Source organism: Gordonia heveisoli (assembly GCF_030315745.1).
Lineage (GTDB): Bacteria > Actinomycetota > Actinomycetes > Mycobacteriales > Mycobacteriaceae > Gordonia.
This window is the reverse complement of record NZ_JASXSH010000002.1, coordinates 1-22,480: the sequence shown is the minus strand read 5'-3', so window position 1 is coordinate 22,480 and position 22,480 is coordinate 1. Positions and strand designations below refer to the sequence as shown.

The 22,480-nt window shown below is 66.7% G+C and carries 19 protein-coding genes; 9 read left to right on the top strand and 10 right to left on the bottom strand.

From position 1 onward, the window contains the following. Nucleotides 1-107: 107 nt before the first annotated feature. The 8 genes from QSJ18_RS01750 to QSJ18_RS01715 all read right to left on the bottom strand — a co-directional run bounded on the left by QSJ18_RS01750 (nucleotide 108) and on the right by QSJ18_RS01715 (nucleotide 9,438). A complete protein-coding gene (locus QSJ18_RS01750) occupies nucleotides 108-1,817 on the bottom strand; it encodes a dipeptide ABC transporter ATP-binding protein (RefSeq protein WP_286324490.1) in 1,710 nt (569 codons plus the stop codon). Further along, nucleotides 1,817-2,680: an ABC transporter permease gene (locus QSJ18_RS01745; RefSeq protein ID WP_286324489.1), complete on the bottom strand. Its 864-nt coding sequence runs from the start codon at nucleotides 2,678-2,680 to the stop codon at nucleotides 1,817-1,819. Before QSJ18_RS01745 ends, QSJ18_RS01750 begins: the two co-directional genes overlap by 1 nt. Further along, nucleotides 2,677-3,684: an ABC transporter permease gene (locus tag QSJ18_RS01740; RefSeq protein WP_286324488.1), complete on the bottom strand. Its 1,008-nt coding sequence runs from the start codon at nucleotides 3,682-3,684 to the stop codon at nucleotides 2,677-2,679. Before QSJ18_RS01740 ends, QSJ18_RS01745 begins: the two co-directional genes overlap by 4 nt. 178 nt (nucleotides 3,685-3,862) lie before the next feature. Beyond that, on the bottom strand, nucleotides 3,863-5,314 hold the full coding sequence (locus QSJ18_RS01735; protein WP_286324487.1) for an acyl-CoA carboxylase subunit beta: 1,452 nt from the start codon (nucleotides 5,312-5,314) through the stop codon (nucleotides 3,863-3,865). A gap of 39 nt (nucleotides 5,315-5,353) precedes the next feature. Further along, a complete protein-coding gene (locus QSJ18_RS01730; protein WP_286324486.1) occupies nucleotides 5,354-6,625 on the bottom strand; it encodes a KasA/KasB family beta-ketoacyl-ACP synthase in 1,272 nt (423 codons plus the stop codon). Next, nucleotides 6,622-6,927, bottom strand: a complete 306-nt coding sequence (acpM, locus tag QSJ18_RS01725; protein ID WP_286324485.1) for a meromycolate extension acyl carrier protein AcpM — start codon at nucleotides 6,925-6,927, stop codon at nucleotides 6,622-6,624. The genes QSJ18_RS01730 and acpM overlap by 4 nt, the downstream gene beginning before the upstream one ends. 135 nt (nucleotides 6,928-7,062) lie before the next feature. Further along, the gene (locus QSJ18_RS01720; RefSeq protein WP_286324483.1) at nucleotides 7,063-7,971 is read right to left on the bottom strand and encodes an ACP S-malonyltransferase; all 909 of its coding nucleotides are present in this window, start codon (nucleotides 7,969-7,971) and stop codon (nucleotides 7,063-7,065) included. A gap of 195 nt (nucleotides 7,972-8,166) precedes the next feature. After that, a complete protein-coding gene (locus QSJ18_RS01715) occupies nucleotides 8,167-9,438 on the bottom strand; it encodes a PucR family transcriptional regulator (protein ID WP_286324482.1) in 1,272 nt (423 codons plus the stop codon). 190 nt (nucleotides 9,439-9,628) lie between these two features. Between QSJ18_RS01715 and QSJ18_RS01710 the strand changes: the two genes are divergently transcribed. Next, a complete protein-coding gene (locus QSJ18_RS01710) occupies nucleotides 9,629-10,666 on the top strand; it encodes a hypothetical protein (RefSeq protein ID WP_286324481.1) in 1,038 nt (345 codons plus the stop codon). A gap of 97 nt (nucleotides 10,667-10,763) precedes the next feature. Here the strand turns inward: QSJ18_RS01710 and aceE are convergent, their stop codons facing one another. Continuing rightward, complete coding sequence (aceE, locus tag QSJ18_RS01705) at nucleotides 10,764-13,535, bottom strand: pyruvate dehydrogenase (acetyl-transferring), homodimeric type (RefSeq protein ID WP_286324808.1); 2,772 nt, start codon at nucleotides 13,533-13,535, stop codon at nucleotides 10,764-10,766. A 324-nt stretch (nucleotides 13,536-13,859) separates the two neighbouring features. Here aceE and QSJ18_RS01700 point away from each other — a divergent pair, with 324 nt between their 5' ends. The 6 genes from QSJ18_RS01700 to QSJ18_RS01675 all read left to right on the top strand — a co-directional run bounded on the left by QSJ18_RS01700 (nucleotide 13,860) and on the right by QSJ18_RS01675 (nucleotide 19,721). Further along, on the top strand, nucleotides 13,860-14,444 hold the full coding sequence (locus tag QSJ18_RS01700; RefSeq protein ID WP_353507196.1) for a hypothetical protein: 585 nt from the start codon (nucleotides 13,860-13,862) through the stop codon (nucleotides 14,442-14,444). A 216-nt stretch (nucleotides 14,445-14,660) separates the two neighbouring features. After that, nucleotides 14,661-15,095, top strand: coding sequence for a DUF3052 domain-containing protein (locus QSJ18_RS01695; RefSeq protein WP_286324480.1), 435 nt, complete (start codon nucleotides 14,661-14,663; stop codon nucleotides 15,093-15,095). After that, the gene (locus QSJ18_RS01690) at nucleotides 15,092-15,580 is read left to right on the top strand and encodes a peroxiredoxin (RefSeq protein WP_286324479.1); all 489 of its coding nucleotides are present in this window, start codon (nucleotides 15,092-15,094) and stop codon (nucleotides 15,578-15,580) included. The genes QSJ18_RS01695 and QSJ18_RS01690 overlap by 4 nt, the downstream gene beginning before the upstream one ends. A gap of 66 nt (nucleotides 15,581-15,646) precedes the next feature. Beyond that, nucleotides 15,647-16,762 (top strand): ABC transporter ATP-binding protein, encoded by a 1,116-nt coding sequence (locus tag QSJ18_RS01685; RefSeq protein ID WP_286324478.1) that lies wholly within the window; start codon nucleotides 15,647-15,649, stop codon nucleotides 16,760-16,762. Beyond that, the gene (locus tag QSJ18_RS01680) at nucleotides 16,759-17,634 is read left to right on the top strand and encodes an ABC transporter permease (protein WP_286324477.1); all 876 of its coding nucleotides are present in this window, start codon (nucleotides 16,759-16,761) and stop codon (nucleotides 17,632-17,634) included. The genes QSJ18_RS01685 and QSJ18_RS01680 overlap by 4 nt, the downstream gene beginning before the upstream one ends. Nucleotides 17,635-17,738: 104 nt before the next feature. After that, nucleotides 17,739-19,721 (top strand): hypothetical protein, encoded by a 1,983-nt coding sequence (locus QSJ18_RS01675; RefSeq protein ID WP_286324476.1) that lies wholly within the window; start codon nucleotides 17,739-17,741, stop codon nucleotides 19,719-19,721. Between the two features lie 12 nt (nucleotides 19,722-19,733). Here the strand turns inward: QSJ18_RS01675 and QSJ18_RS01670 are convergent, their stop codons facing one another. Next, nucleotides 19,734-20,687 (bottom strand): SDR family NAD(P)-dependent oxidoreductase, encoded by a 954-nt coding sequence (locus tag QSJ18_RS01670; RefSeq protein WP_286324474.1) that lies wholly within the window; start codon nucleotides 20,685-20,687, stop codon nucleotides 19,734-19,736. 134 nt (nucleotides 20,688-20,821) lie between these two features. On the opposite strand from QSJ18_RS01670, the gene QSJ18_RS01665 reads away from it, so the two are divergent. Both QSJ18_RS01665 and QSJ18_RS01660 read left to right on the top strand, forming a co-directional pair. After that, entirely contained in the window at nucleotides 20,822-21,655 is an 834-nt protein-coding gene (locus tag QSJ18_RS01665; RefSeq protein ID WP_286324473.1) for a helix-turn-helix transcriptional regulator, read from the top strand. A gap of 75 nt (nucleotides 21,656-21,730) precedes the next feature. Beyond that, a partial coding sequence (locus QSJ18_RS01660; RefSeq protein ID WP_286324472.1) for a TIGR03564 family F420-dependent LLM class oxidoreductase occupies nucleotides 21,731-22,480 on the top strand: 750 nt, incomplete at its 3' end.

Sequence of the window (22,480 nt, the reverse complement as noted above, 5' to 3'; positions counted from 1 at the left end):
CCTCCGTAGTGGCACTGAAACTGTTCCTCTCTGTGGGGAAGCCGGTCGTCGCAGTCGAGGTCGCGACAGTGGCAGGGGATGATCGGAGTGGTCGGTGGGCCGATGTGTCAGCGGGACAACGCGTATGCCGCTGGGAGGGGAGTCGCGGCATGTCGGCCGCCGCGATCAGGGCGGCCGCGAGCGGGTCCGCTGCCGGGGATCGCCTCGAGAAGCCGGGTGGTATAGCTGGTGGCGGGAGCGGTGAGAACATCGGTGGCGGAGCCGGATTCGACGAGACGCCCCTGGCGCAGCACGGAAACGTGGGTAGCCAATCGGGCGACCAAGCCGAGATCATGCGAGATGAAAACGTAGGTGAGCTGGTGCCGTTCGCGCAGATCGAGCAGCAGGTCGACGATCCGAGCCTGTGCGGAGACGTCGAGCGCGGACGTCGGTTCGTCGAGGATGAGGATCTTCGGCGTCAGGACGAGCGCACGAGCGATGGCAACCCGCTGTCGTTGGCCGCCGGACAACTCGGCCGGCCGCCGCTTGAGGTAGGTGTCATCCAGGCCGACCTGGGCGAGCGCATGTCGGGTCGCCTCAAGGCGTTCGGTGCGCGCGTGGAGTCGGTGGATCTCGATGGGTTCGCCGATGAGTTGCGCAACGGTCAGGCGTGGGTCCAGCGCAGCCATCGGATTCTGATAGACGAGTTGGAGTTGGCGGGCGTTGGCGTTGTACTCGCCTGGGTGATGGGGCAGCGTGCGGTCGTAGACTCGAACCACCCCCTGCTCGAAGGGGGAAAGACCTGCGAGAACCCTTGCCAGGGTCGTCTTTCCGGATCCCGACTCGCCGACGATCGCGTGGACGCTTCCGTCTCCGATGGTGAGGTTCAAGTCGGCGATCGCCGCGGCGGGAGGTTGTGCGGAATCGCGGCGCCGATAGGTCTTGGTGAGATCGGCAATGGTGATCGCCGGAGCGGATTCTGACTCGTCGAGCACGTCGGTCTGCCGGATTCTTCGCGTATCCATCGTCGGCGCGTCGGCCAGAAGCCCGCGGGTATAGGCCGCACTCGGGGCAGCGAGCACCTCCCGCGTCGGGCCGGCTTCCTCCACACGGCCGTTGTTCAGCACGACGACGGAATCGCTGCGGTCTCGCGCGACACCGAGATCGTGGGTGATGAGGAGTACGCCGAGGTCCAACTCGGCCTGTAGCTCATCGATGAGGTCCAGGATGACGGCTTGGACCGAGACGTCCAGGGCGGACGTCGGTTCATCGGCGATCAGAAGCCGGGGATTGCCCGCAATCGCCGCCGCGATGATGACTCGCTGGAGCTGGCCGCCCGACAACTCGTGCGGATAGGCGGAGGCTTTGGTTCGAGCGTCCGGCAGTCCCACTCGATCGAGCAGTTCGATGGTGGCGGAGCGGGCTTCTCGTTTGTTCAGTCCTCGATGCAGGATCAGCGAGCGGGCGACGAATGCGCCGACTTTGCTCAACGGGTCGAGTGAACCCAGCGGGTCCTGCGGGATATGCGCGATCGTCGTGCCGCGCAGCGTTCGACACTCGCGGGGCCGCAGATCGGTGATCGAGGTCTGGCCGAAGGTCGCGTCACCGGACAGTACGCGACCATTCGGTGGCAGCAGGCCGGCGAGTGCCTGCGCGATCGTGCTCTTACCCGATCCCGATTGGCCGATGAGTGCGACTGTGCGACCGGCCGCGATCGAAAAGGAAACATCGTGGACGACGGGAGTGACGTCGTGGTGGTGGCGCCTGCGGTAGCCGACGCGCAATGCGCGCACGTCGAGCAGGACTGGGGCGTGGTCGGTCCCGGTTGGCGCGGCCATCAGCCGATTCTCCTTCGTATGTATTGATTGACCCGACTGACCGACAGGACGGACAACACGATTGCCGCGGCCGGATAGATGAGCAGGCCAGGCGACGCGATGATGTACTTTCGGCCCTCCGACACGAGGCGGCCCCATTCCGGTTCGGGTGGGGGAACGCCATATCCCAGGTAGCTCAGCGATGCGATCCAGAGGATTGCCAGGCCGAACTGCAGTGCGGCGAGGGCCAACACAGATCCATACGAGTTGGGAAGTACATGGCGGACAAGGACTCGGAACCGTCCGGCTCCGAGATGCGAAGCGGCTTCGACGAACTGAAGGTTCCGGACGGTAAGTACCTCCGATCGCATCAGTCGTGCGAACGTCGCGACGTTGGCTACCCCGACGGCGATCGCCGCGCTGAACTGACCGAAACCGAGGGCGACGACCACGACCATCGAGAGCAGGAGGCCGGGAATCGACAACAGAACGTCGACGAGCCGTCCGACGATGCTGTCGGTCAACCGGCCGAAGTAGGCGCTCACCAGCCCCAGCAGGACGCCGACTGCCAATCCGATGCTGACGGCGATGAGTGAACCAGCGAGTGTGCGACTGGTGCCGTGCACGATGCGGGCGAACAAGTCGCGTCCGAGGTAGTCGGTGCCGAGCCAGAAGTCGGCGGACGCCGGTTGAAATGACTTGCCTACCGGCTCAAGCGGATCGGCGTAGCTGACGAGTTCGGGGACCAGCGCGCAGACCACCAGTGCCGCCAGCCAACTGAAAGCCAGGACGTCGCCGACCCGTAGCGTTCGCCAGAGTTGTCGGCGCGCCGGAGGATCGATGCCAACCGGCACGGATGCCGGGACCGGGTCGGTTGTCGTCATGCTCGGCTCACCGTCCGACGTAGGAGAGAGGTCCTGGTGGCCGAAACATCGTCGGATTGTCGGTGCACTCGGGGGTCGATCAGCGGGTACAGAAGGTCGGTGACCAGATTGATGACGGTGAAGACTGCGGCGACGAGCACGGTGACGAAAAGCACTACCGGACTGTCCTGGTAGGTGACGGCTTGCTCTGTCTGCCAGCCGATTCCGCGGCGATTGAAGATGATCTCGGTGACCACCGAACCAGCCAGCAGTTCGGCGGCCGTCAGGCCGAGCAGGGTGACAGCCGGGATCGCGGCGTTCTTGAACACGTGGATTCCGACGATGTGCGGTGTCGTGTTGCCCTGGGCCCGCAGGTTGGTGACGAACGGTGCGCCGGATGCCTTCTCCAGTCCCTGGATCAGCACTTGTGCGATCGGCGCGCAGACGGCGAGCGCCAACGTGATCGCAGGTAGCAGCAGGGATTTGAAACCCTCGTCCCGGACGCTGGAGACCCAGCCGAGTTCGAAGGAGAAGACGTAGAGCAGAAGTAGTCCGGTGACGAACGTCGGCACCGACAGAAACAGGCCGGGCAGTGAATGGAAGAACGATCGGAGAGATTCGGCCGGGGCGAAGACCGCGGCCACCGCGACGATCGTCGACAGCGCGACGGAGAGTAGCAGCGCCAGGATCGACAGCTGCAGGGTCGACGGCAACGCATCGAGCACCATCTCATCGACCGGGAGGCCGGTTCGCAGCGAGTATCCGAAGTTTCCCTGGAGGATTCGCCCGGTATAGGAGAGGAACTGTTCGATGAGGCTCTGGTCGAGTCCGTAGTACTGCAGCAGACGATCGGCGTCTGCCGGTGGCAGGGGACTGTCGGGATTCTCGATCCGTGAGCGGATCGGGTCACCTGGCAACGCATAGAGCACCACGAACACCAGTGAGTAGGTCAACGCGATGACGACCACCGCCTGCAGGCAGCGCTGCGCCACATGTCGGGACGTCGACAGGTCTGGGATGGACACGCGCTCAACAGTGCTCGGGCGGGGGACCGAAAAACACGGTCTGGCGCTACGCGGTCGGATTAGCCGCGCTAATCGGTGGCCGCCGCGTTCCGGCCGGCGCACTCACTCGGCAGCAACGAAAAGCCCGCCACGCGAAGATGAATCGCGTGGCGGGCGGAGTGTGAGCTGACTGGTCAGATCACAACGGGATGTTCTTGTGTCGGCCGCGTCGGGCCGGCGCCGACGCGAGCGCCTCGGCGATGATGCTACGGGTCTTGGCGGGGTCGATGACCTCGTCGACGACACCGATCGACTGTGCGCGTCCGACACCACCGGCGATGGCCTCGTGTTCGACGGCGAGACGCTCGTGCAGGGCCTCACGCTCGTCGTCGGGAGCCGCGGCCAGCGCCTTCTTGTGCAGGATGCCGACCGCCGCCTTGGCGCCCATCACGGCGACCTCGGAACCCGGCCAGGCGTACACCGCCGTGGCACCCAGGGCACGCGAGTTCATCGCGATGTAGGCGCCGCCGTAGATCTTGCGGGTGACCAGGGTGACGCGGGGGACGGTGCACTCGGCGAAGGCGTGCAGCAGCTTGGCGCCGCGGCGGACCACACCGTTCCATTCCTGACCGACACCGGGCAGGTAGCCGGGGACGTCGGTCAGGACGATCAGCGGGATGCCGAAGGCGTCGCACAGGCGCACGAAGCGTGCGGCCTTCTCCGCCGACTCGGAGTTCAGGCACCCGCCCATACGCAGCGGGTTGTTGGCGATGACGCCGACGCTGCGACCGGACAGACGACCGAAGCCGACGACGATATTCGGCGCCCACTTGGCCTGGAGCTCTTCGAAGCTGGTGATCTCGGTCTCACCGTCGGCGGCCAGACCGGTGTCGAGCAGCTGTTCGATGACCGGGTGCACGTCGTAGGCGCGACGGTTCGATTCCGGCAGCAGGGCCTTGAGATCGGTGTCGCCGGCCTCGGCCTGCTCACGGTTGAAGTGACCCTGCTGGTTGAACGTCGACACCAGTCGGCGAGCACGCCACAGGGCGTCGGGCTCGGAGTCGGCGATGATGTGGCACACGCCGGACTTCTTGCCGTGGGTGACCGGGCCGCCGAGCGACTCCATGTCGACGTCCTCACCGGTGACGCTGCGCACTACATCCGGTCCGGTCACGAAGACCCGGCCGGCCGGGGCCATGATCACCACGTCGGTGAGGGCGGGGCCGTAGGCGGCACCGCCGGCGGCGAAGCCGACCACGACCGAGATCTGCGGGATGTAGCCCGACGCGCGGACCATGGCCTCGAAGACCTGGCCCACCGCGTGCAGGGCCTCGACGCCCTCGGCCAGCCGTGCACCACCGGAGTGCCAGATGCCGATGACCGGCGCCTGTTCGGTGATGGCGGTGTCGATGGCGTTGACGATGTGGGCACACCCCACGACACCCATGGCGCCACCCATCACGGTGCCGTCGGTGCAGTAAGAGACGGTGCGAACGCCGTTGACCAGGCCGATGGCGGCCTGCACGCCGGACTTGTCGCGTGCATGCAGCAGCGACATCGTTCCTTCGTCGAAGAAGTTGGTCAACCGCAACAGCGGATCGCGGGGATCCGCAGCTTCCTCACGGCCGGTGATGGGAGCCAATGTGGTCATCGCTGTCTCCTGAGTGGGTGTCGGGGGTGTGGGGGGATTTCAGTAGCGACCGAAGGCGAGCGCCACGTTGTGCCCACCGAAACCGAACGAGTTGTTCAGTGCGTAATCGATCTGTCCATATCGAGCCTCACCGGCGACGACGTCTAGGTCGCACTCCGGATCCTGATTCTCCAGGTTGAGGGTCGGCGGGATGACGCCTTCCTCAACCGACTTGACCGTCAAAACGGACTCCAGCGCCCCGACCGCGCCAATGGAATGTCCGAGGGCCGACTTGGGGGCGTAGACCGCCGCATGCTGGCCGATCGCCGCGTTGATACCCGCGGCCTCGGCGGTGTCGCCGATGGGGGTCGACGTCGCATGCGCATTGATGTGCGTGATGTCGGCCTTGGTGAGGCCGGCGGTCTGAAGTGCGCGGGTCATCGCGCGGGCGTTGCCCTGTCCGCTCGGATCCGGGGCCACCAGATGGAAACCATCGGAGGTGATACCGGCACCGAGGACACGTGCGTGGATGTGCGCACCGCGAGCCTTGGCGTGCTCCTCGCGTTCGAGGATGAGCATGGCAGCTGCCTCGCCGAAGACGAAGCCGTCACGATCCTTGTCGAACGGACGCGAGGCGCCCGCCGGATCGTCGTTGCGGGTGCTCATCGCACGCATCATCGAGAACGCCGCGATCGGAATCGCGTCGATGTGGCCTTCCACGCCGCCGGTGACGACCATGTCGGCGTCACCGAAGACGATGTGGCGCCACGCGTGCGCGATTGCTTCCGCGCCCGACGAGCAGGCCGAGACCGGGGTGATCACACCGGCGCGGGCGCCGATGTTGAGACCGACCACGGCAGCCGGGCCGTTGGGCATGGCCATCGAGACGGCCAGCGGCGAGACCTTGCGGTAGTTGCCGGACTCCTCGATCGCCTTGACGGCGTCGACCATGGCGTCGCCGCCACCCTGTCCGGTGCCGAGGACGACGGCCAGACGGTCCGGATCGACCTCGGGCTCGCCGGCCTGCGCCCAGAGGCGCTTGCTCATGACATGGGCGATGCGCTCGACGTAGGCCATACGACGCGCCTCGACGCGGGTGACCTCTTCGGCCGGGTCCTTGAGCAGCCGGCCGCCGATACGGCAGGGCAGCTCACCGAACTTGGTGACGAAGTCGTCGGTCAGCGTGCGGATACCCGTCTGACCCGCGAGGAGGCCCTTCCACGTGCTGTCGAGGTCTTCGCCCAGCGAGGTGGTGGCCACCATACCGGTGACCACCACGCTCGGGAAGTTCCCGCCCAGCGTGGAGTATTCGCGCAGGGAGGGGGAGCTCACGAGTTCTTGTCTGCCTCGACCTGCGCCGCGATGGCAGCTGCGGCCTCGGGGTTCTCCGACTCGAGCTTCTGGATGTAGGTGACGGCGTCACCGACGGTGCGGAGGCCGGCGAGATCCTCATCGGGGATCTTCACGCCGTACTTGTCCTCGGTCTGCACGGCGATCTCCACCATCGACAGCGAGTCGATGTCGAGGTCGTCGACGAACGACTTCTCCATGGTCACCTCGGACGGCTCGATGCCGGTGACTTCCTCGATGATCTCGGCGATACCGGCGATGAGTTGTTCCTGGGTGGCAGCCACTGTGTGGTTCCCTTCTTGATGTGACTTGTGGGGTTTTTCGCTCCGGAAGCGAACTGGGCGGCAATGCTCAGTTCGCTTGGACAAACCGGCCACGTGCTGGCCGGTCCTCCGGGGATCACGGCCAGGCCGTGACCGCTATCCAAGTTCGGTGATCTTCGCGATGTCCTCGGGTTCCTTGCACGCCAGTGCCGGTGTGCCCTTGAGCTCGCGTTTCGCAATCCCGACCAGCGTTCCCGCCGGGGGTAGCTCGACGAGAGCGCTGACTCCGTGGTCACGCAGATACGCCGAGCACAGATCCCACCGGACCGGACTGGTCACCTGCGCCACTAGTTTTGTCAGTGCGTCGGCGCCATTCGTTACAGGTTGGCCGTCGGAATTCGACAACAGCGTCCGATTGGGGTCGTTCGGGGTGATCGCGGCGGCCGCGGCGGCGACGGCGTCCTGCGCCGGGGCCATGTAGCGGGTGTGGAAGGCGCCGGCGACCGCGAGCTTGCGGATACGGGCCTTCTCCGGGGGAGTGGCGATCAGTTCGTCGATCGCCGCGACCGAACCGGCGGCGACGATCTGGCCTGCCGCGTTGCGGTTGGCGGGGGCGAGGTCGAGTTCGGCGAGGCGCGCCAGCACGGCTTCTTCGTCACCGCCGAGGACGGCGGCCATCGTGGTCGGCTCCAGCGCGCAGGCACGGGCCATCTCACGGCCGCGGATGGCGGCCAGGGTGACCGCTTCGTCGGCACTGATGACGCCGGTGATCGCGGCGGCCGCGAGTTCGCCGACCGAATGACCTGCGACAACGGTGTCGGCGGGCAGTTCCGACGATTTGGTGAACTCGTCATAGGCCAGCAACGCGGTGGCGACGACCAGCGGCTGGGTCACCGCGGTGTCGGTGATCTCCTCGGCCGTGGCGGTCGTACCGAGGCGTTCCAGGTCGAGCTGGGTCAGCTTCGACCACGTCGCGAGCTGGTCGCGAGTACCGGGAAGGCTCAGCCAGGGCGTGAGCATTCCGGGGGTCTGGGAACCCTGTCCGGGCGCAAGCATCGAAAGCACGTGACCAGAGAACACCCTCAGCGTGCCCTTTGTGGGTGTTGATAACGATGAACCTTTCCGGGCGGATTTGTAGGGTTCCCACAAAGGTGATCCCAGGGCCACCTGGTTTGTCATCACTCTGAGATCCGTTACCGAACCGTGTCTTATTGGCTCTCATCTGCGAAAACAAGAATTTTGCTGAGAGGCTGGTGGTGCCTATGTGGTTTGTGATGACGTTTCGTGTCGGAAGTGTGTCAGTCGACCCACTGTGGCGGCAATTCGGAGGACATAGGCGTCCCGAGGGTTAGTTGGGTCACGTCGTGTGATTTCCGAAATTTTCTTTAGTCGGTATCGAACAGTATTTGGATGTATGAACAGTATGCGGGCGCAGGATTCAACGGAGCCGCCTGAGTCGAGGTAGGCCTCGAGTGTGCTACTGAGTGTGCTGCCGCCCTGGGCGAGTGGCCGGACCAGTGATTCGATCAGTGCGGTCATCGCCGATTCGTCACCGTTGAGGGCGCGTTCGGGCAGCAATTCGAGGCTGTGTACCGGGCGCGGTGCACTGGGCCAGCCCACGACGGCCTCCATCCCGGCCATCGCTTCACTGGAACTGGCATGGGCGCTGCCCAGATTGGGCATGGTCGGACCGATGACCACCGGGGCGTCGGCGAAATGATCGAGCAGCGCTCCGACGAACTTCTCGGTCGGCTTGATCGCGCCACTGACGATCGCGACGAGATAACTGCCCTGCACCACCGACAGTGCTGACCGGTCGTACTGTTTGGCCGTGTTGTGAATGGCCAGGGGGACCGAGACGTTCTGTTCGGGCGGCGGGGTGCCGATGATGACGGTCGCGGGAGCATCCGAATCCCAGTTGAGGGCTGCGGCGCGGGAGAGTAGCTGCGGACCCGTGTCGCCGCGGACCACCGCATCCACCACCAGCGCCTCCAGCCGGGAGTCCCAGGCGCCGCGTGACTCGGCGGCGGAGGCGTAGATGGAAGCGGCCGCGAAGCCGATCTCGCGCCCGTACCGCAACACCGACTCGGTGAGCGCGCGCAACTGGGCGTCGTTGCGGGCGAGCAGCGGCAGCCACTTCTCGAAGAACTCCATCGCCACCCGGACCATCTCGACGGTCTGCAGCAGCGTGATGCGTCGGGCCAGGTCCTGCGGCACGATCTGGAAGGCCTGCACGGTGAACTTGACGTTGCCCTCGGGATCCTGGATCCACTCGACGAAGTTGACCACCGCGGTCTGCACGACGAGCTGAACGCTCGCGCGCTGGGCGGCGTCGAGATCGCCGAAGTAGGGCAGCTGATCCTGCATCGAATGCACGGCCTCGGTGGCCAGCCGGCCACTGTACTGCTTCACCCGTCGGAGCAGGGTGTCCGGCAGTGCGTCGTGCACGGTCGCCGGGGCCGGGACGTGCGCGCCGCGTTCACCGAAGACATCCATCGTCGACGACTGCTCCGGGGACTGTGGGTCGGCCATGTCGTCAGCCTATGCGGCGATCATCGCGATGGTCCGCTCGTTGCCGGGTTGGTGACGGCCGTGTCCGGTTCCGGGGAGGGCGGTTGTTCGCTCGTTCGTGCGAACGACGACGCCAGGTTCGCGTAGGTGCGTGCATGCCATGATCGGCAGCGGCGTCGGGGATGGCCCACGTCGTCGGTAGGGGGCTGCGATGATTGAATTGGATGGCTACGAGGCATCACTGAAGCGCGTGCTGGGGGCCGATTTCGGTGGGTGGGGCACCGCCGAGGTCGACGACGCGCTGACGACGCTGCGCTGGCGTCGGGAACCCGGGACCGGCACGGTGATGTCGGATTCGGGCGACGTCGGGTCGGTGGAGTGTGTTGAGGACAATCGCGTGCTCGCACTCAGGATCGTTGTACTCGACGACTGCGGCGATCGCGTCCGGGCGGATTCGGGCGGCTGGCACCGGCTCGTGGAGTGCACCGCGCACGTGCTGGGCACCGATCCGCAGGTGATCGGTGGCTGCGGGTTCGGCGCGGGCCCGTTTGCTTGGTGGCGCAACCCCACCATGTCCGATACCAACACCGTCTCGGTGCAGGTGCGTGAGGATCGGTTCGAGTTCGCGGTGTGGTCGACCGAGTATTTCGAGAATCAGTGGTCGCAGTATGTCGAGTGGGGCGATGGGCCGTACGACCCGGACTGGGTGCCGTCGTGGCTTCAGCTCGGTCCCGATCCTGCCGGGCATCTCGATGATCTGTACCTTCCGGGCAGTCGCGTGGTGACGAACTGGCCCGATTTCGAGAGTGCGCTCGCTGACATGCTCGTCGCCCTCATCCGGGATCTTCGGATAATGGATGCCAAGGCATTCGTCCTGCTGAAGCCGACGAAGCGGCCGGCGCGACTGGCTCGCATCGACATCGGTTCGGGTGAGGTCTTTCGGGCCGAGCGGATCGTCCGGAGAGGAATGGATCTTGGCGCAATGGCTGCGCTGGGATGGTCGAACCGCGACACCGATCGGATTCCCAATTGGCTGTGGAGCGAATTCGGCACCGATGCCGACGGCGTACGGACTGCCGTCACCCAAGTGTGCTCCACGTTGCGGGACGAGGGAGTTCGGCTACCCCAGGACGGCCTCGACGACGACGGAGACGCACTGACCTATTCGGCCGGCGTTCAGCCGGACCGGGAGCGGAATTTCGCCCGGATCGAGCTCTACGGCGCGCATCTTCTGCCCAACCGTCAGTAAGCGGCCGCTGGGCACCCGCCACGCCGATCACTCGCCTCGGTGCCGTTGTGGTCGTACAGCGGCACCGAGGTGAGGGAGATCGACAGACCCGGCAGGCTCAGGCCGAGCCGGGGTCGGCCATCGACACCGGTGCCGCGTTCACATCGGTGATCCGGTACTTCTCCGCGGCCTCCTGTGCCCGGGTGAACGGGATGTGACCGTCGCGGGCGAGGGCGACGAGCACCGCGACCACGATCGACTCGGCGTCGACGTTGAAGACCCGTCGGGCCGCGGTGCGGGTGTCGGAGAAGCCGAACCCGTCGGTGCCCAACGTCAGGTAGGTGCCCGGAACGTAGGCCCGGATCTGTTCCTGCACTCCGCGGGTGAAGTCGCTGACGCCGACGAACGGCCCGGCGACATCGGCGAGCGCCGTGGTCAGATAGGCCGGGGTGACGGCGGCGGCCGGCTCGCGCACCGCCTCCCGATCTGCGCGGATGCCGTCGCGGGCCAGTTCACTCCACGAGGTCACCGAGTACACGTTGGCACCCACCTGCCAGTCCTTCGCGAGGATCTCCGACGCCCGCAGGGCATCGGGCATGGTGACCCCCGAGACCAGGATGTTGGCCGGATATTCGGCGTCGGCCGGGGCGGGCTGGAATCGGTAGATGCCCTTGAGCAGACCCGGGACGTCGAGATTCTCCGGCTCGGCCGGCTGGCTGATCGGCTCGTTGTACACGGTGAGGTAGTAGAAGATGTTCTCCGGGCTGTCGCCGTACATGCGCCGCAGCCCGTCGATGATGATGTGTCCGAGTTCGTAGGCGAAGGCCGGGTCATAGGCGGCGACCGCCGGGTTGGTGGCCGCCAGCAGCGGCGAGTGGCCGTCGGCGTGCTGGAGGCCTTCACCGGTGAGCGTGGTGCGACCGGCAGTCGCACCGATGACGAAGCCGCGGGCCATCTGGTCGCCTGCCGCCCAGAAGCTGTCGCCGGTGCGCTGGAAGCCGAACATCGAATAGAAGATGTAGAGCGGGATCATCGGTTCGTCGTGGGTGGCATAAGAGGTGCCGACCGCGGTGAAGGACGCCGCCGACCCGGCCTCGTTGATGCCCTCATGCAGGATCTGGCCCTCGGAGGACTCCTTGTAGGCGAGCATCAGTTCGGCGTCGACTGAGGTGTAGAGCTGCCCGTTGCGGTTGTAGATCTTGAGCGTCGGGAACCAGGAATCCATCCCGAAGGTCCGCGCCTCGTCGGGGATGATCGGCACGATTCGCTTGCCGATCTCCTTGTCGCGCAACAGATCCTTGAAGATGCGAACCAATGCCATGGTGGTGGCGACCTGCTGCTTGCCCGACCCCTTGGCGGTGGTCTTGAGTGCCGCGGTCACATCGGGTTTGAGTGCCTTCGACGTGGTGCGACGACTCGGCAGGAACCCGCCGAGCGAGCGCCTGCGGTCGAGCATGTACTGGATCTCCGGCGAGTCCGCCCCGGGGTGGTAGTACGGCGGCAGGTAGGGATCCTTCTCCAATTGTTCGTCGCTGATCGGGATCCGGGTGCTGTCGCGGAAAGCCTTGAGATCGTCGAGCGTCAGCTTCTTCATCTGGTGGGTCGCGTTGCGGCCCTCGAAGTGCTTGCCGAGCGTGTAGCCCTTGATCGTCTTCGCCAGGATCACGGTCGGCTGTCCGCGATGGGCCAGTGCCGATGCGTAGGCGGCGTGGATCTTGCGATAGTCGTGGCCGCCGCGCTTGAGATTCCAGATCTGCTGATCCGTCAGGTTCTTCACCAGTTCCTTGGTCCGCGGGTCACGGTTGAAGAAGTGCTCGCGGACGAAGGCGCCGTCATTGGCCTTATAGGTCTGATAGTCACCGTCGGGAGTGGTGTTCATCAGATTGACCAGGGCGCCGTCTCGGTCGGCGTGCAGGAGCGAATCCCATTCACGGCCCCAGACGACCTTGATGACATTCCAGCCCGCACCACGGAAGAAGGACTCCAGCTCCTGGATGATCTTGCCGTTACCGCGGACCGGACCGTCGAGGCGCTGCAGGTTGCAGTTCACCACGAAGGTGAGATTGTCGAGGCCCTCGGTGGCCGCGAAACTGGCGAAGCCGCGCGACTCCGGTTCGTCCATCTCGCCGTCGCCGAGGAAGGCCCACACATGCTGCTGCGAGGTGTCGGTGATGCCGCGGTCATGCAGGTAGTGGTTGAACCGGGCCTGATAGATCGCGTTCATCGGCCCCAGGCCCATCGAGACGGTCGGGAACTCCCAGAAGTCCGGCATCAGACGCGGATGCGGATACGACGGCAGACCGCCACCCGCGCCGGCATGGCTGTGTTCCTGGCGGAAGCCGTCCATCCGGTCGGTGTCGATCCGGCCTTCGAGGAAGGCGCGTGCGTAGATACCGGGGGAGGCGTGACCCTGGATGAAGATGTGGTCACCGCCGCCGGGATGGTCCTTACCCCGGAAGAAGTGGTTGAAGCCGACCTCGTACAGCGACGCCGATGACGCGTAGGTGGAGATGTGGCCGCCGACGCCGACGCCCGGCCGCTGGGCACGATGCACCATGATCGCCGCGTTCCAGCGGATGAACTGCCGGAACCGTCGCTCGAGGTCCTCGTCGCCGGGGAACCACGGCTCGTTCTCGGTGGGGATGGTGTTCACGTAGTCGGTGGATGTCAGCGACGGGATCGACACCTGCTTCTCGCCTGCGCGTTCGAGTAGCCGCAGCATCAGATAGCGTGCCCGGGCGGGGCCGGCCGAGTCGATGAGGGAATCCAGCGAGTCCAGCCATTCGCCGGTCTCGTCGGGGTCGATGTCGGGCAGATACGAGGCGACGCCCTCGCGGATCACGCGGACCCGGTTGTCGGTGCGACTCTTGTTCGGCGATGCGGTGCTGATGTCGCTGAACTCGCTTGGCGTGTTGTCGCCAAACCTCGTCTGCTCTGCCTGTTCGGTCACGGTGATGCCTACTCCCTCGACTGGGCCGAATCAACGGGTGGAGATCCGGCGGTGCGATGACAAATGGGCTCCGACGATCGTCGACGGTGGTGAGATCGACGGGTGTCCCTCCTCACATCGTGCCCCATCCGGGGATCGTCGGCACCGCCAGTCCCATCCGTTGGCGACCACGCGGACGCTACCGTGCGGTAGCGTTTTGGCCCGATGCCGAGTCCGGACGGGGAGTCCGGTAGGCGAGCGTGCAGGGGGAAGTTGATGCGGGGTGTGACGGCACGACCGGGACCCGGCAGTATCCGGTCCGGTCGGCGAGTGGCCGGTGCGGTCGCCGGGCTGCTGGTGACCGTCGGTGCGCTGACCGCGTGCACACAGCAGGTGTCCGGTTCCGGGGTGGCCGCACCCGGCGAGGTGGCCGCATATCGCTCGGAGGTCAACGCCTCGGCGCAGGCCGCGGTCCATACCTCCGCCGTCGAACTGTGCCGTCAGTCGATGACGTCGATGGTGCTGATGGTGCGTGGGTACAACTCATTCATCGTGCAGCTCAACGTGACCCACGACTACGCCAAGATCGGTGACCTCGACGACAAGGCGCGGGCGAGTCTGATCGCCGGGGCCGACCAGATCCGGAACAAACTCGTGGCCGGGGTGCCCGAGGATGTCGCGGCACCCGCTCGGGCCTTCGTCGACAGCACCGGACGGCTCGAAGGGGCCATCCGCCGCAAGGAACTCACGAAACTCAACGAGGTCGCCACCCGGTGGAGCGCGGACAAACAACGCGTCCTCGGCGCGTGCGCGACGTATGTGCCGACACCCCCTGGGCTGGGGACATCGACGCCGGCCCGCCCGCGCTGAGGGTCGTGACCGGGCGGGGCGCGCCGAATGTCGGGGAAGTCGAATCCGTCGAGAAACGCCGAAAATGCCTGTGCGCTCCCGGCTTGTGCTGAGAGGCTTTAGGCTGTTCCATATGCTGACAGGCGAATTCGTCACACAAAAGTTCGTTGGCACAAAGCTCGTCAGTAAAAAGCTCGTCACAGCACGTGCACATTTATCGGTAGGAGGTCGCGCGCGGTGGTAGCCGCCACGGACGGTAGCTCTGCGGAGAACAGGGCCCACAAACTGGGCTTGGCGTCAGGTTTGGTCGTGCAGGAGATCGGCTGGGATGAGGACGCCGACGACAACCTGCGCGCCGATATCGAGGATCTCATCGGTTCGGAGATGCTCGACGAGGATGCCGACGACGTCATCGACGTCGTGCTGCTCTGGTGGCGTGACGACGACGGTGACCTCGTCGATGCGCTGATGGATGCGATCTCCCCACTGGCCGACGACGGCTATGTGTGGGTGGTCTCGCCCAAGACCGGTCAGGACGGACATGTCGATCCGAGCGAGATCGCCGAGGCCGCGCCGACCGCGGGCCTCACGCAGACCTCGGTCGTCAGTCTGGGCAACTGGTCGGGTTCACGACTGGTCCAACCCAAGGCGCGCCCCGGTAAACGGGCATGAACGACGGCTCCACCACGGGCGGGCCGCTGGCGGTGGGTGCTCGCGCGCCCGAGTTCGAATTGCGCGACCAGAACAATCAGGTCGTCTCGCTTTCCGCGCTACTCGCCGACCGTGCCGTCCTGCTCGTATTCTTCCCGCTCGCCTTCACCGGCACCTGCCAGGGGGAACTCGGGTACATCCGCGATCACCTACCCGACTTCGACAATGAGTCGCTCACCACGGTGACGATCTCGGTCGGCCCGCCACCCACCCACAAGGTGTGGTCGTCGGCGCAAGGGTTCCTGTTCCCGATCGTGTCGGATTTCTGGCCGCACGGAGCGGTGGCCTCGGCCTATGGTGCGTTCAACGAGCAGTCGGGTGTACCCAACCGGGCCACGTTCGTGATCGGCCGCGACGGGCTTATCGCTTTCTCGGACATGGTCGGCCCGGGCGAGATGCGCGAAGCCGCCCTGTGGGACCGCGCCCTGGCCGTCCCGCATTCGTAGTACGAACTCGCGGTTTCCGCGATCGTCCACGACCGATCGCGGCATCGGTTGATACCGTCACCGTCCATGTTCACCTTTGGGCCGATCGGCGGCGCACAGCTGATCCCGACGATCGGCGTGCTCGCCTTGCTCGTGGGCTGGATTGTCGTCGGCCTGACTGCGCTCGTGCGGCGCCGGCGGCCGGCGATCACCGGCGATCCGGCGGCTCTGTCGGTGCAGCGGTTGACCAAGAAATATCAGCGCGTCACCGTGCTCGACGAGGTGAGCTTCAGCCTTGAGCGTGGTCGTGTGCTCGCGCTTCTGGGCCCCAACGGTGCGGGCAAGACGACCCTGCTGCGCATCGTCGCCGGCCTGACCGAACCCGACGCGGGCCACGTGTCGATCTTGGGTTACGTCGTCACTCCCGGGGCACCGGTGTTGTCCCGGGTCGGGATCACCATCGAGGAAGCCGGTTTCGTCCCGCACCGGACCGGGCGCCAGAACCTGACGATGCTGTGGGAGATCACCGGTCGCGCGGCCGGTGACGCCCACCTCGACTTCGTCGTCGAGATGACCGGATTGGGCCGTTTCGCCGACCGGCCCGCCGGGACCTACAGCCAGGGCACCCGACAACGGCTGGCGCTGGCCCAGGCCATGCTCGGCCTACCCGAACTGCTCATCCTGGACGAGCCGACCAACGGCCTCGACCCGGACCAGACCTGGGAGTTGGCGCAGGTGCTGCGCCGGTACGCGGCGTCGGGCCGCACCGTGGTGGTGTCGAGCCATCACCTGTCCGAGGTGTCGCAGCTGTGCACCGACTATCTCGTCATCCGTGACGGTGTGGTGGCCGCTGCCGGGGCCGTCGACCAGCTGCACTCGGTCACCCCGATCCTGACCCTCGACGTCGACGATCCCGCCGCTGCCGCCGAGCAGTTGCGGCAGCCGCTCGCCGACCTCGGGCTGGCCGGACCGCACGCCCTGGAGCCGACGCCCCGCGGTGTCATCGTGCGACACGCGCAGGTGCCGGTCGCCGAGATCCTTCGTGCCGTGGTGGAAGCCGGGATCGAGGTGCGGGCGGTGCACACACCCGACAAGCTGGCGGGCGTGTACCGGGCGACCGCCGAACGCGGCGTCGTGCAGACGACTCCGATGGACGTGCTCGCGGGGGACCGGGAGTCGGCGTCCATGGCCGGGCCGCGATGAACGACAAGACCGACGAGACGAACCGCCTGTCCGGGGCGGCGATCGGATTCGATCCGCGCCACGCGCTGCGGGTGCGTACCGAACTTCGCCGACAGTTCCAGCGGCGCGGCACCTGGGTGATCCTGCTACTCCTGCTGGTGATCCCGATCGCGCTGGCCGCGGTACTGCAGGCCGGCCGGAACGACTTCGTCATCGAGGGTGATGTGATCGGGCTGCTGGCCACCACGGGTGCGGGCAACTTCACCGTGGTGACCCTGTATTCAGGGTGTCAGCTGTTCCTGATCGTGGTCGTCGCCTACCTGTTCGGCGATGCGCTGGCGCGCGAGTCCGCCTGGGGCTATCTGCGGGTACTGGCCACGGTTCCGGTCGGGAGGACGCGTCTGCTGCTGGTGAAGGCCACTGCGCTGGCGGTGATCGTCGTGGTGGCGGTGGTGATCTACGCGGTGTCCAGCTATCTCGTCGGGTGGGCGTTCTTCGGTGCGGGAACGCTCCTGCCGGTGGCCGGGCCGGGCGTGACCGGCGTGGCGGTCATCGGTCGGGTGGCGTTGATGGTCGGGTTCATCGTGGTGTACCTGAGCTGGATTGCGGCGTTGGCGCTGTTGCTGTCGGTGCTGGCCGCCGACAACGCCGCAGTCGCGGTCACCGGCACGGTGACGATCACGGTCGGCTTCCACGTGCTCGGTGGTCTGGGAGCCCTCGGCAATCTCCGGGGCATCTTCCCCACACGGCACTACGCGGCCTGGATCGACGCCAGCCGAGCGGTTTTCGACCCGACGCCGATGATGTGGGGGATCTTCCTCTCACTGCTCTATGCGACGCTACTGCTCACCGCGGCGCTGGTGGCGATCAACGTCCGCGACATCCGGCGGTAGTCCATTCGGGGGACAACGCCGGTGCGGGTGCACGGTTCGACCGGAATGTCCGTGCTAGTTTGGGCCGAATTTTCCAGTTGCAGGCCGATCTTTAAGGGTGACGAGTGTCCGATCCGAACAACCCCGATCCGCACGTGCCGGCACCGGAGGGGGCCGAATCGTCGGACGCCACCGGACAGATACCGGCCGACGCCACCGAGTGGACGCCGATGGCCACGCCCCCGGCTGCGGCTGACCCGACCTCGACGACGACCCCAGATGGGGCGACACAGTGGATCCCGACGGCCTCGTCGGCGCCTGCGCCGGGTACGGGTGACCCGACCCAGCTGATTCCCGGTGCGGCGCCGCAGGTTCCGCCCGGGCAGTTCCCGACCCAGGGTCAGCCCGGCCAGTTCTCGACCGGGCAGTTCCCGACCGGGCAGTTCCAGAACCCGGGTCAGCCCGGCCAGTTCCCGACGAATCAGTTCCCGACCCAGGGTCAGCCCGGCCAGTACCTGCCCCCGGGCCAGTTCCCACCGGTGCCCGAGCAGGTGATGTTCGCGCAGGTACCGCCCGGCGCCCCCGGTTTCGGTGCTCCGGTCGAGCCGAGCCATCGTCGCCGCAACTGGCTGCTCGCCGGCCTCGCGGTGCTCGTCGTCGCGGCGGTGGCGATCACCGCCATCGTGGCCTGGACCGGTCGGTCCGACAACGACGGTGGTGCCGGCACCGCGGAGGCCGCCGCGCTCGACGTGCTGGCCGCCGCGACCAAACGCGACACCATGGCCGCGGTCGCCCTGATCGCACCGTCGGAGGCCGGACCGTTGCAGCAGGTGCTGACCAACGCGCAGCGCAAGGCCGAGGAAGCGGGCGTGCAGGAGGGCGGCGGTACGGACGGCCTGCTCGAAGGCGTCACCATCACCACCGAGAATGTGCACACCAAGGTCGAGTCGCTTCGGTCCGGGCTGTCGCGGGTCACGTTCACCAGCGGAACGATCACCGCCCGTTTCGATCCGGCGAAGGCCAACCAGGGTCTGCGTGAGCTTTTCGGCGACGATCTGGAATCCGGCGAGGGCACGATCGACGTGGCGGATCTGCGCGGCCGGTCGAACCGGGGCGATGCGATCGACCCGTTCGTGATGGTCGTCTCCGAAGGTGGGCGCTGGTACGTCAGTCCGGGCTACACGTCGGCCGAGTACGCGTGGCGCGGCAATGATCAGGGCGAGGCCGACTACAACGCGAAACCGGTTGATGCCAAACGGTATTCCAGTCCCGAGGAGGCTGCCGCCGGGTTCGTCGCCGCGCTGTCGGAGAGCGTCGACGCCAATTCCATCGACCCGATCACCGCGGCGCTGCCCGGCTATTACGGCCGCATGGTGGCCATCTACGGCGCGCAGGTGCGAGACGACCTGGACCTCGACGAGGTTCACGAGTTGCGCTTCTCCAACGGAAAGTACTCGTCGGAGAACAAAAACGGTGTCACCTACGTGCACGTCGATCGCCTCGACTACTCGGCCACCGCGGAGGGGGAAAATGTCTCCGGCACCATCGAGGGCAACTGCGTCACCGTCGAGGGGGAACGTCACTGCGCCGACGACGCGGTGCGCGAGGAACTCCCCGGCTTCACCGAGGGATTGACATCGGACATCGGTGTCGTCGCCACCAAGGATGACGTCGGCTGGCATATCGATCCGGTCCAGACAGTGGTGGGCACCTCGCTCCTGTCCGTCGACGCGACGTCGGTCGACTCGATCTACCGGGCGATCGGCATCGAGGGGGAACTCCCGAAGATGGTGGCCAAGATCAAACCCGATGCCAGCCTGGTCGGCACGCAGTCGGTGACCGTGACCAGCGGTGTCGACGGTCGCGCCGTCGTCGACATGGATGTGCGTGCCGGGCAGCCGGTGACCATCAGCATCTCGCCGTCGAATACGTCGAGCTACGTCAGCTTCCGCGTGTACTCCGCGACCGAGCAGGTCGACAACTCTGATAACAGCAGTAGCGGTTCCGAATCTCGTCCCTTCACCTTCACCCCGACGACGTCGGGCACGGTGAAGATCGTGGTCAATGCCTACGACCCCAACGAGACCGTCACCCTGACACGCCGCTGACGCCCCCGGCGGTCAGGTGAGGCCGGCGGTCACCGTCTCGAGTACGTCCCATAGCCGGGCTTCGCGATCGCGATCGTAGGACTGCGGCGACGAGGCGGCGGCCCCGCCGCGGTCCACGTAGCCGCCGGTGTCCGCCGGAGTCCGGCCAAGGGCGGCATCGGCGAGCTGGCGGCCCGCGGTGGCGGGTCGGTTGGCCAACGGGGTGAGCGCTACGAGGGGCGCCACCCACCGCATCGCCAGACGAGTCGGTGAACCGGCATGTCGGGTCAGCGAGGTGCCGGGGACGAAAGCCGGGTTGAAACCGATGACGTCGACACCGGGCGGCAACCGCCGGGCGTACTCGTGGACCAGATGAATGGCCGCGAGTTTGCTCGTCGAGTACGCCGTTCGGCCGGCCCGCACCGAGGCCGAGTCGCCGAAGGCGCCCACCCCGGTGAGCGCGGCGGGATCGTCGGGCCAGCGTGGCCCGGGCACCATTCCCAGATTGTGTCGGAGGTCGCCGAAGTGGGTGTCGCTCACCGTGATCGTGATGCGCGCAGGTGCGGCCAGATGGGGTGCGAGAGTCCGGATCAGGACGTGGTTGGCGGCGACGTTGACCGCGAAGGTCGCCTCGATGCCCTCGGCCGTCACGGTGTGGGCGTCGGTGAACTGTGCACCCGCGTTGGCGATGATCGCGTGGACGGGACCGAGCGCACCCGATTCGATGCCGTCGACGATCCGGTTCGCGGCCGCACGCACATCCGCCAGTCGGCTCAGGTCGGTGTCGATCGCCGTGACGTGGTAGCGGCGGCCGCGTAGCTCGTCGGCGAGGACCGAGGCCCGCGGTTCGCGGGCCAGCAGCACGAGATGGTCGTCGGGCCGGGCGGCGAGTACGTGGTCGACCGCGATGCGGCCGATGCCCGTGGTCGCGCCGGTCATCACGATCGTTCGTCGGGGAGCGAGGTTCGGGGAGTGGTTCTGGGACATGGATACTCCTTGGGCCGCCGGGCTGGGTCTCGAGGTGACGATCGCGCATGTGACGGTGCTGCACCAGTGCCCCGGGTAGACGATGGACTGTCAGTACCCAGGCAATCGATCAGCGGTCACCGCACAATGGCGGGATGGCACAGACGGATTTCGGGGACCTGCTGCACCGATGGCGTGATCGGCTGGCACCATCCGACGCCGGGTTGACCGTCACGTCTCGCCGCCGTGCGCCAGGGCTGCGGCGTGAGGAACTCGCGATGCTCGCCGGCCTGTCGGTGGACTATGTGATCCGGCTCGAACACGGGCGTGCGATGCGGCCGTCGGCGCAGGTCGTCGGGGCGTTGGCCCGCGCACTGCAACTCAGTCGCAGCGAGCGGGACCTGTTGTTCACCAGCGCGGGACTCCTACCCCCGCGCGACAGCCTGGTCAGCGCACATGTCCCCGACAGTGTGCAGCGGCTGGTCAATCGGCTCGCCGATATCCCGATCGGGGTGTTCGCGGTCGACTGGACGCTACTGATGTGGAATCGGCCGTGGACAGCCCTACACGGTGACGCCGCCGTGCTGCCGGTCGCCGAACGCAACCTCGCCCGGATGATCTTCGGTGACGGTCCGGGCGCCCGGGCGCTGCGACCGTCGTTCTCCGACGACGCCGGGCGTTTCGAACGCAGCATCGTCGCCGATCTGCGTGCCGCCGTCGCGCGTCATCCCCACGACCAGTCCCTGCGCGCGATGATCGACGAACTGGCCGGGGCGTCGGCGCATTTCGCGCAACTCTGGGCCGACACCTCGCCCGCCGAACACGTGAGCCAGCGCAAGACGATCGCGCATCCGCGCGTAGGGGAGATCACCTTGGACTGCGACGTCCTCGACGTCCCCGGGGCCGGACTGCACATCATCACCTTCACCGCCGCTGCCGGAAGTGAGGACCAGGGCAAGCTCGACCTGATACGCGCGGTGTCGGTGTAGGGTGATCGGCTATTTCGTTGCAGCCGCTGTGAATTCAACGAAATGCCGGCCGCCGCCGGTCCGGTTGACCCCGGTATGACAACCGGAGTGGTCCTCGCCCTTGATCCGCACGCGCCCAACGCCGTCGACGCCGCGATCGATCAGGCCCGACGCGCCTACACCGTCGGTGTTCGCCAGATCTGGCTGGCCCAGCAGTTCGACGTCGACTCGATCGCCCTGGCCGGTCTGATCGGGGCCGCGGTGCCCGGTCTAGGGGTGGGCACCTCGGTGGTTCCGATCAACCCCCGACATCCGCTGATCGTCGCATCGGCCGCCCAGACCGCGCAGGCCGCGGCCCACGGCAACTTCAGTCTGGGACTCGGACTCGGCTCGCATGCGATCGAGGAACAGGCCTTCGGCGTGAGGTGGCGCAACCCGGCCGGTCGGCTGCGTGAGCACCTCAGTGTGCTGCGGTCGATCATCGACGAGGGCACGGTGGACTACGCAGGCGACGAGATCACCGCGCGGCCCGGCTGGCCGCCGGTCGTGTCGGGCGGCACCCCGCTGCCGGTGTACGTGGCGGCGATGGGGCCCAAGGCGTTGCAGGTCACCGGCGAACTCGCCGACGGCACACTGCCGTACCTCGCCGGGCCGCGCACCATCGGCGATTTCATCGGGCCGACGATCCGCGCGGCGGCCGAAGCGGCTGGGAGGCCCGCACCTCAGGTCATCGCGATGGTGCCGACGCTGGTCGTCGCGGATGTGGACGCCGGTCGCGAGGTGGCGGCGGAGCGTCTGGGCTTCTACGAGCAGTTCCCGTCCTATCAGAAGGTGATCGCCCGCGAG

What these genes read in the sequence shown, in the direction of transcription:
- QSJ18_RS01680 (WP_286324477.1), top strand. Translation starts at nt 16,759, where the DNA reads ATGAACGACAAGACCGACGAGACGAACCGCCTGTCCGGGGCGGCGATC.
- QSJ18_RS01685 (WP_286324478.1), top strand. Translation starts at nt 15,647, where the DNA reads ATGTTCACCTTTGGGCCGATCGGCGGCGCACAGCTGATCCCGACGATC.
- QSJ18_RS01750 (WP_286324490.1), bottom strand. Translation starts at nt 1,817, where the DNA reads ATGGCCGCGCCAACCGGGACCGACCACGCCCCAGTCCTGCTCGACGTG.
- QSJ18_RS01735 (WP_286324487.1), bottom strand. Translation starts at nt 5,314, where the DNA reads ATGACCACATTGGCTCCCATCACCGGCCGTGAGGAAGCTGCGGATCCC.
- QSJ18_RS01715 (WP_286324482.1), bottom strand. Translation starts at nt 9,438, where the DNA reads ATGGCCGACCCACAGTCCCCGGAGCAGTCGTCGACGATGGATGTCTTC.
- QSJ18_RS01745 (WP_286324489.1), bottom strand. Translation starts at nt 2,680, where the DNA reads ATGACGACAACCGACCCGGTCCCGGCATCCGTGCCGGTTGGCATCGAT.
- QSJ18_RS01710 (WP_286324481.1), top strand. Translation starts at nt 9,629, where the DNA reads ATGATTGAATTGGATGGCTACGAGGCATCACTGAAGCGCGTGCTGGGG.
- QSJ18_RS01670 (WP_286324474.1), bottom strand. Translation starts at nt 20,687, where the DNA reads ATGTCCCAGAACCACTCCCCGAACCTCGCTCCCCGACGAACGATCGTG.
- QSJ18_RS01690 (WP_286324479.1), top strand. Translation starts at nt 15,092, where the DNA reads ATGAACGACGGCTCCACCACGGGCGGGCCGCTGGCGGTGGGTGCTCGC.
- QSJ18_RS01665 (WP_286324473.1), top strand. Translation starts at nt 20,822, where the DNA reads ATGGCACAGACGGATTTCGGGGACCTGCTGCACCGATGGCGTGATCGG.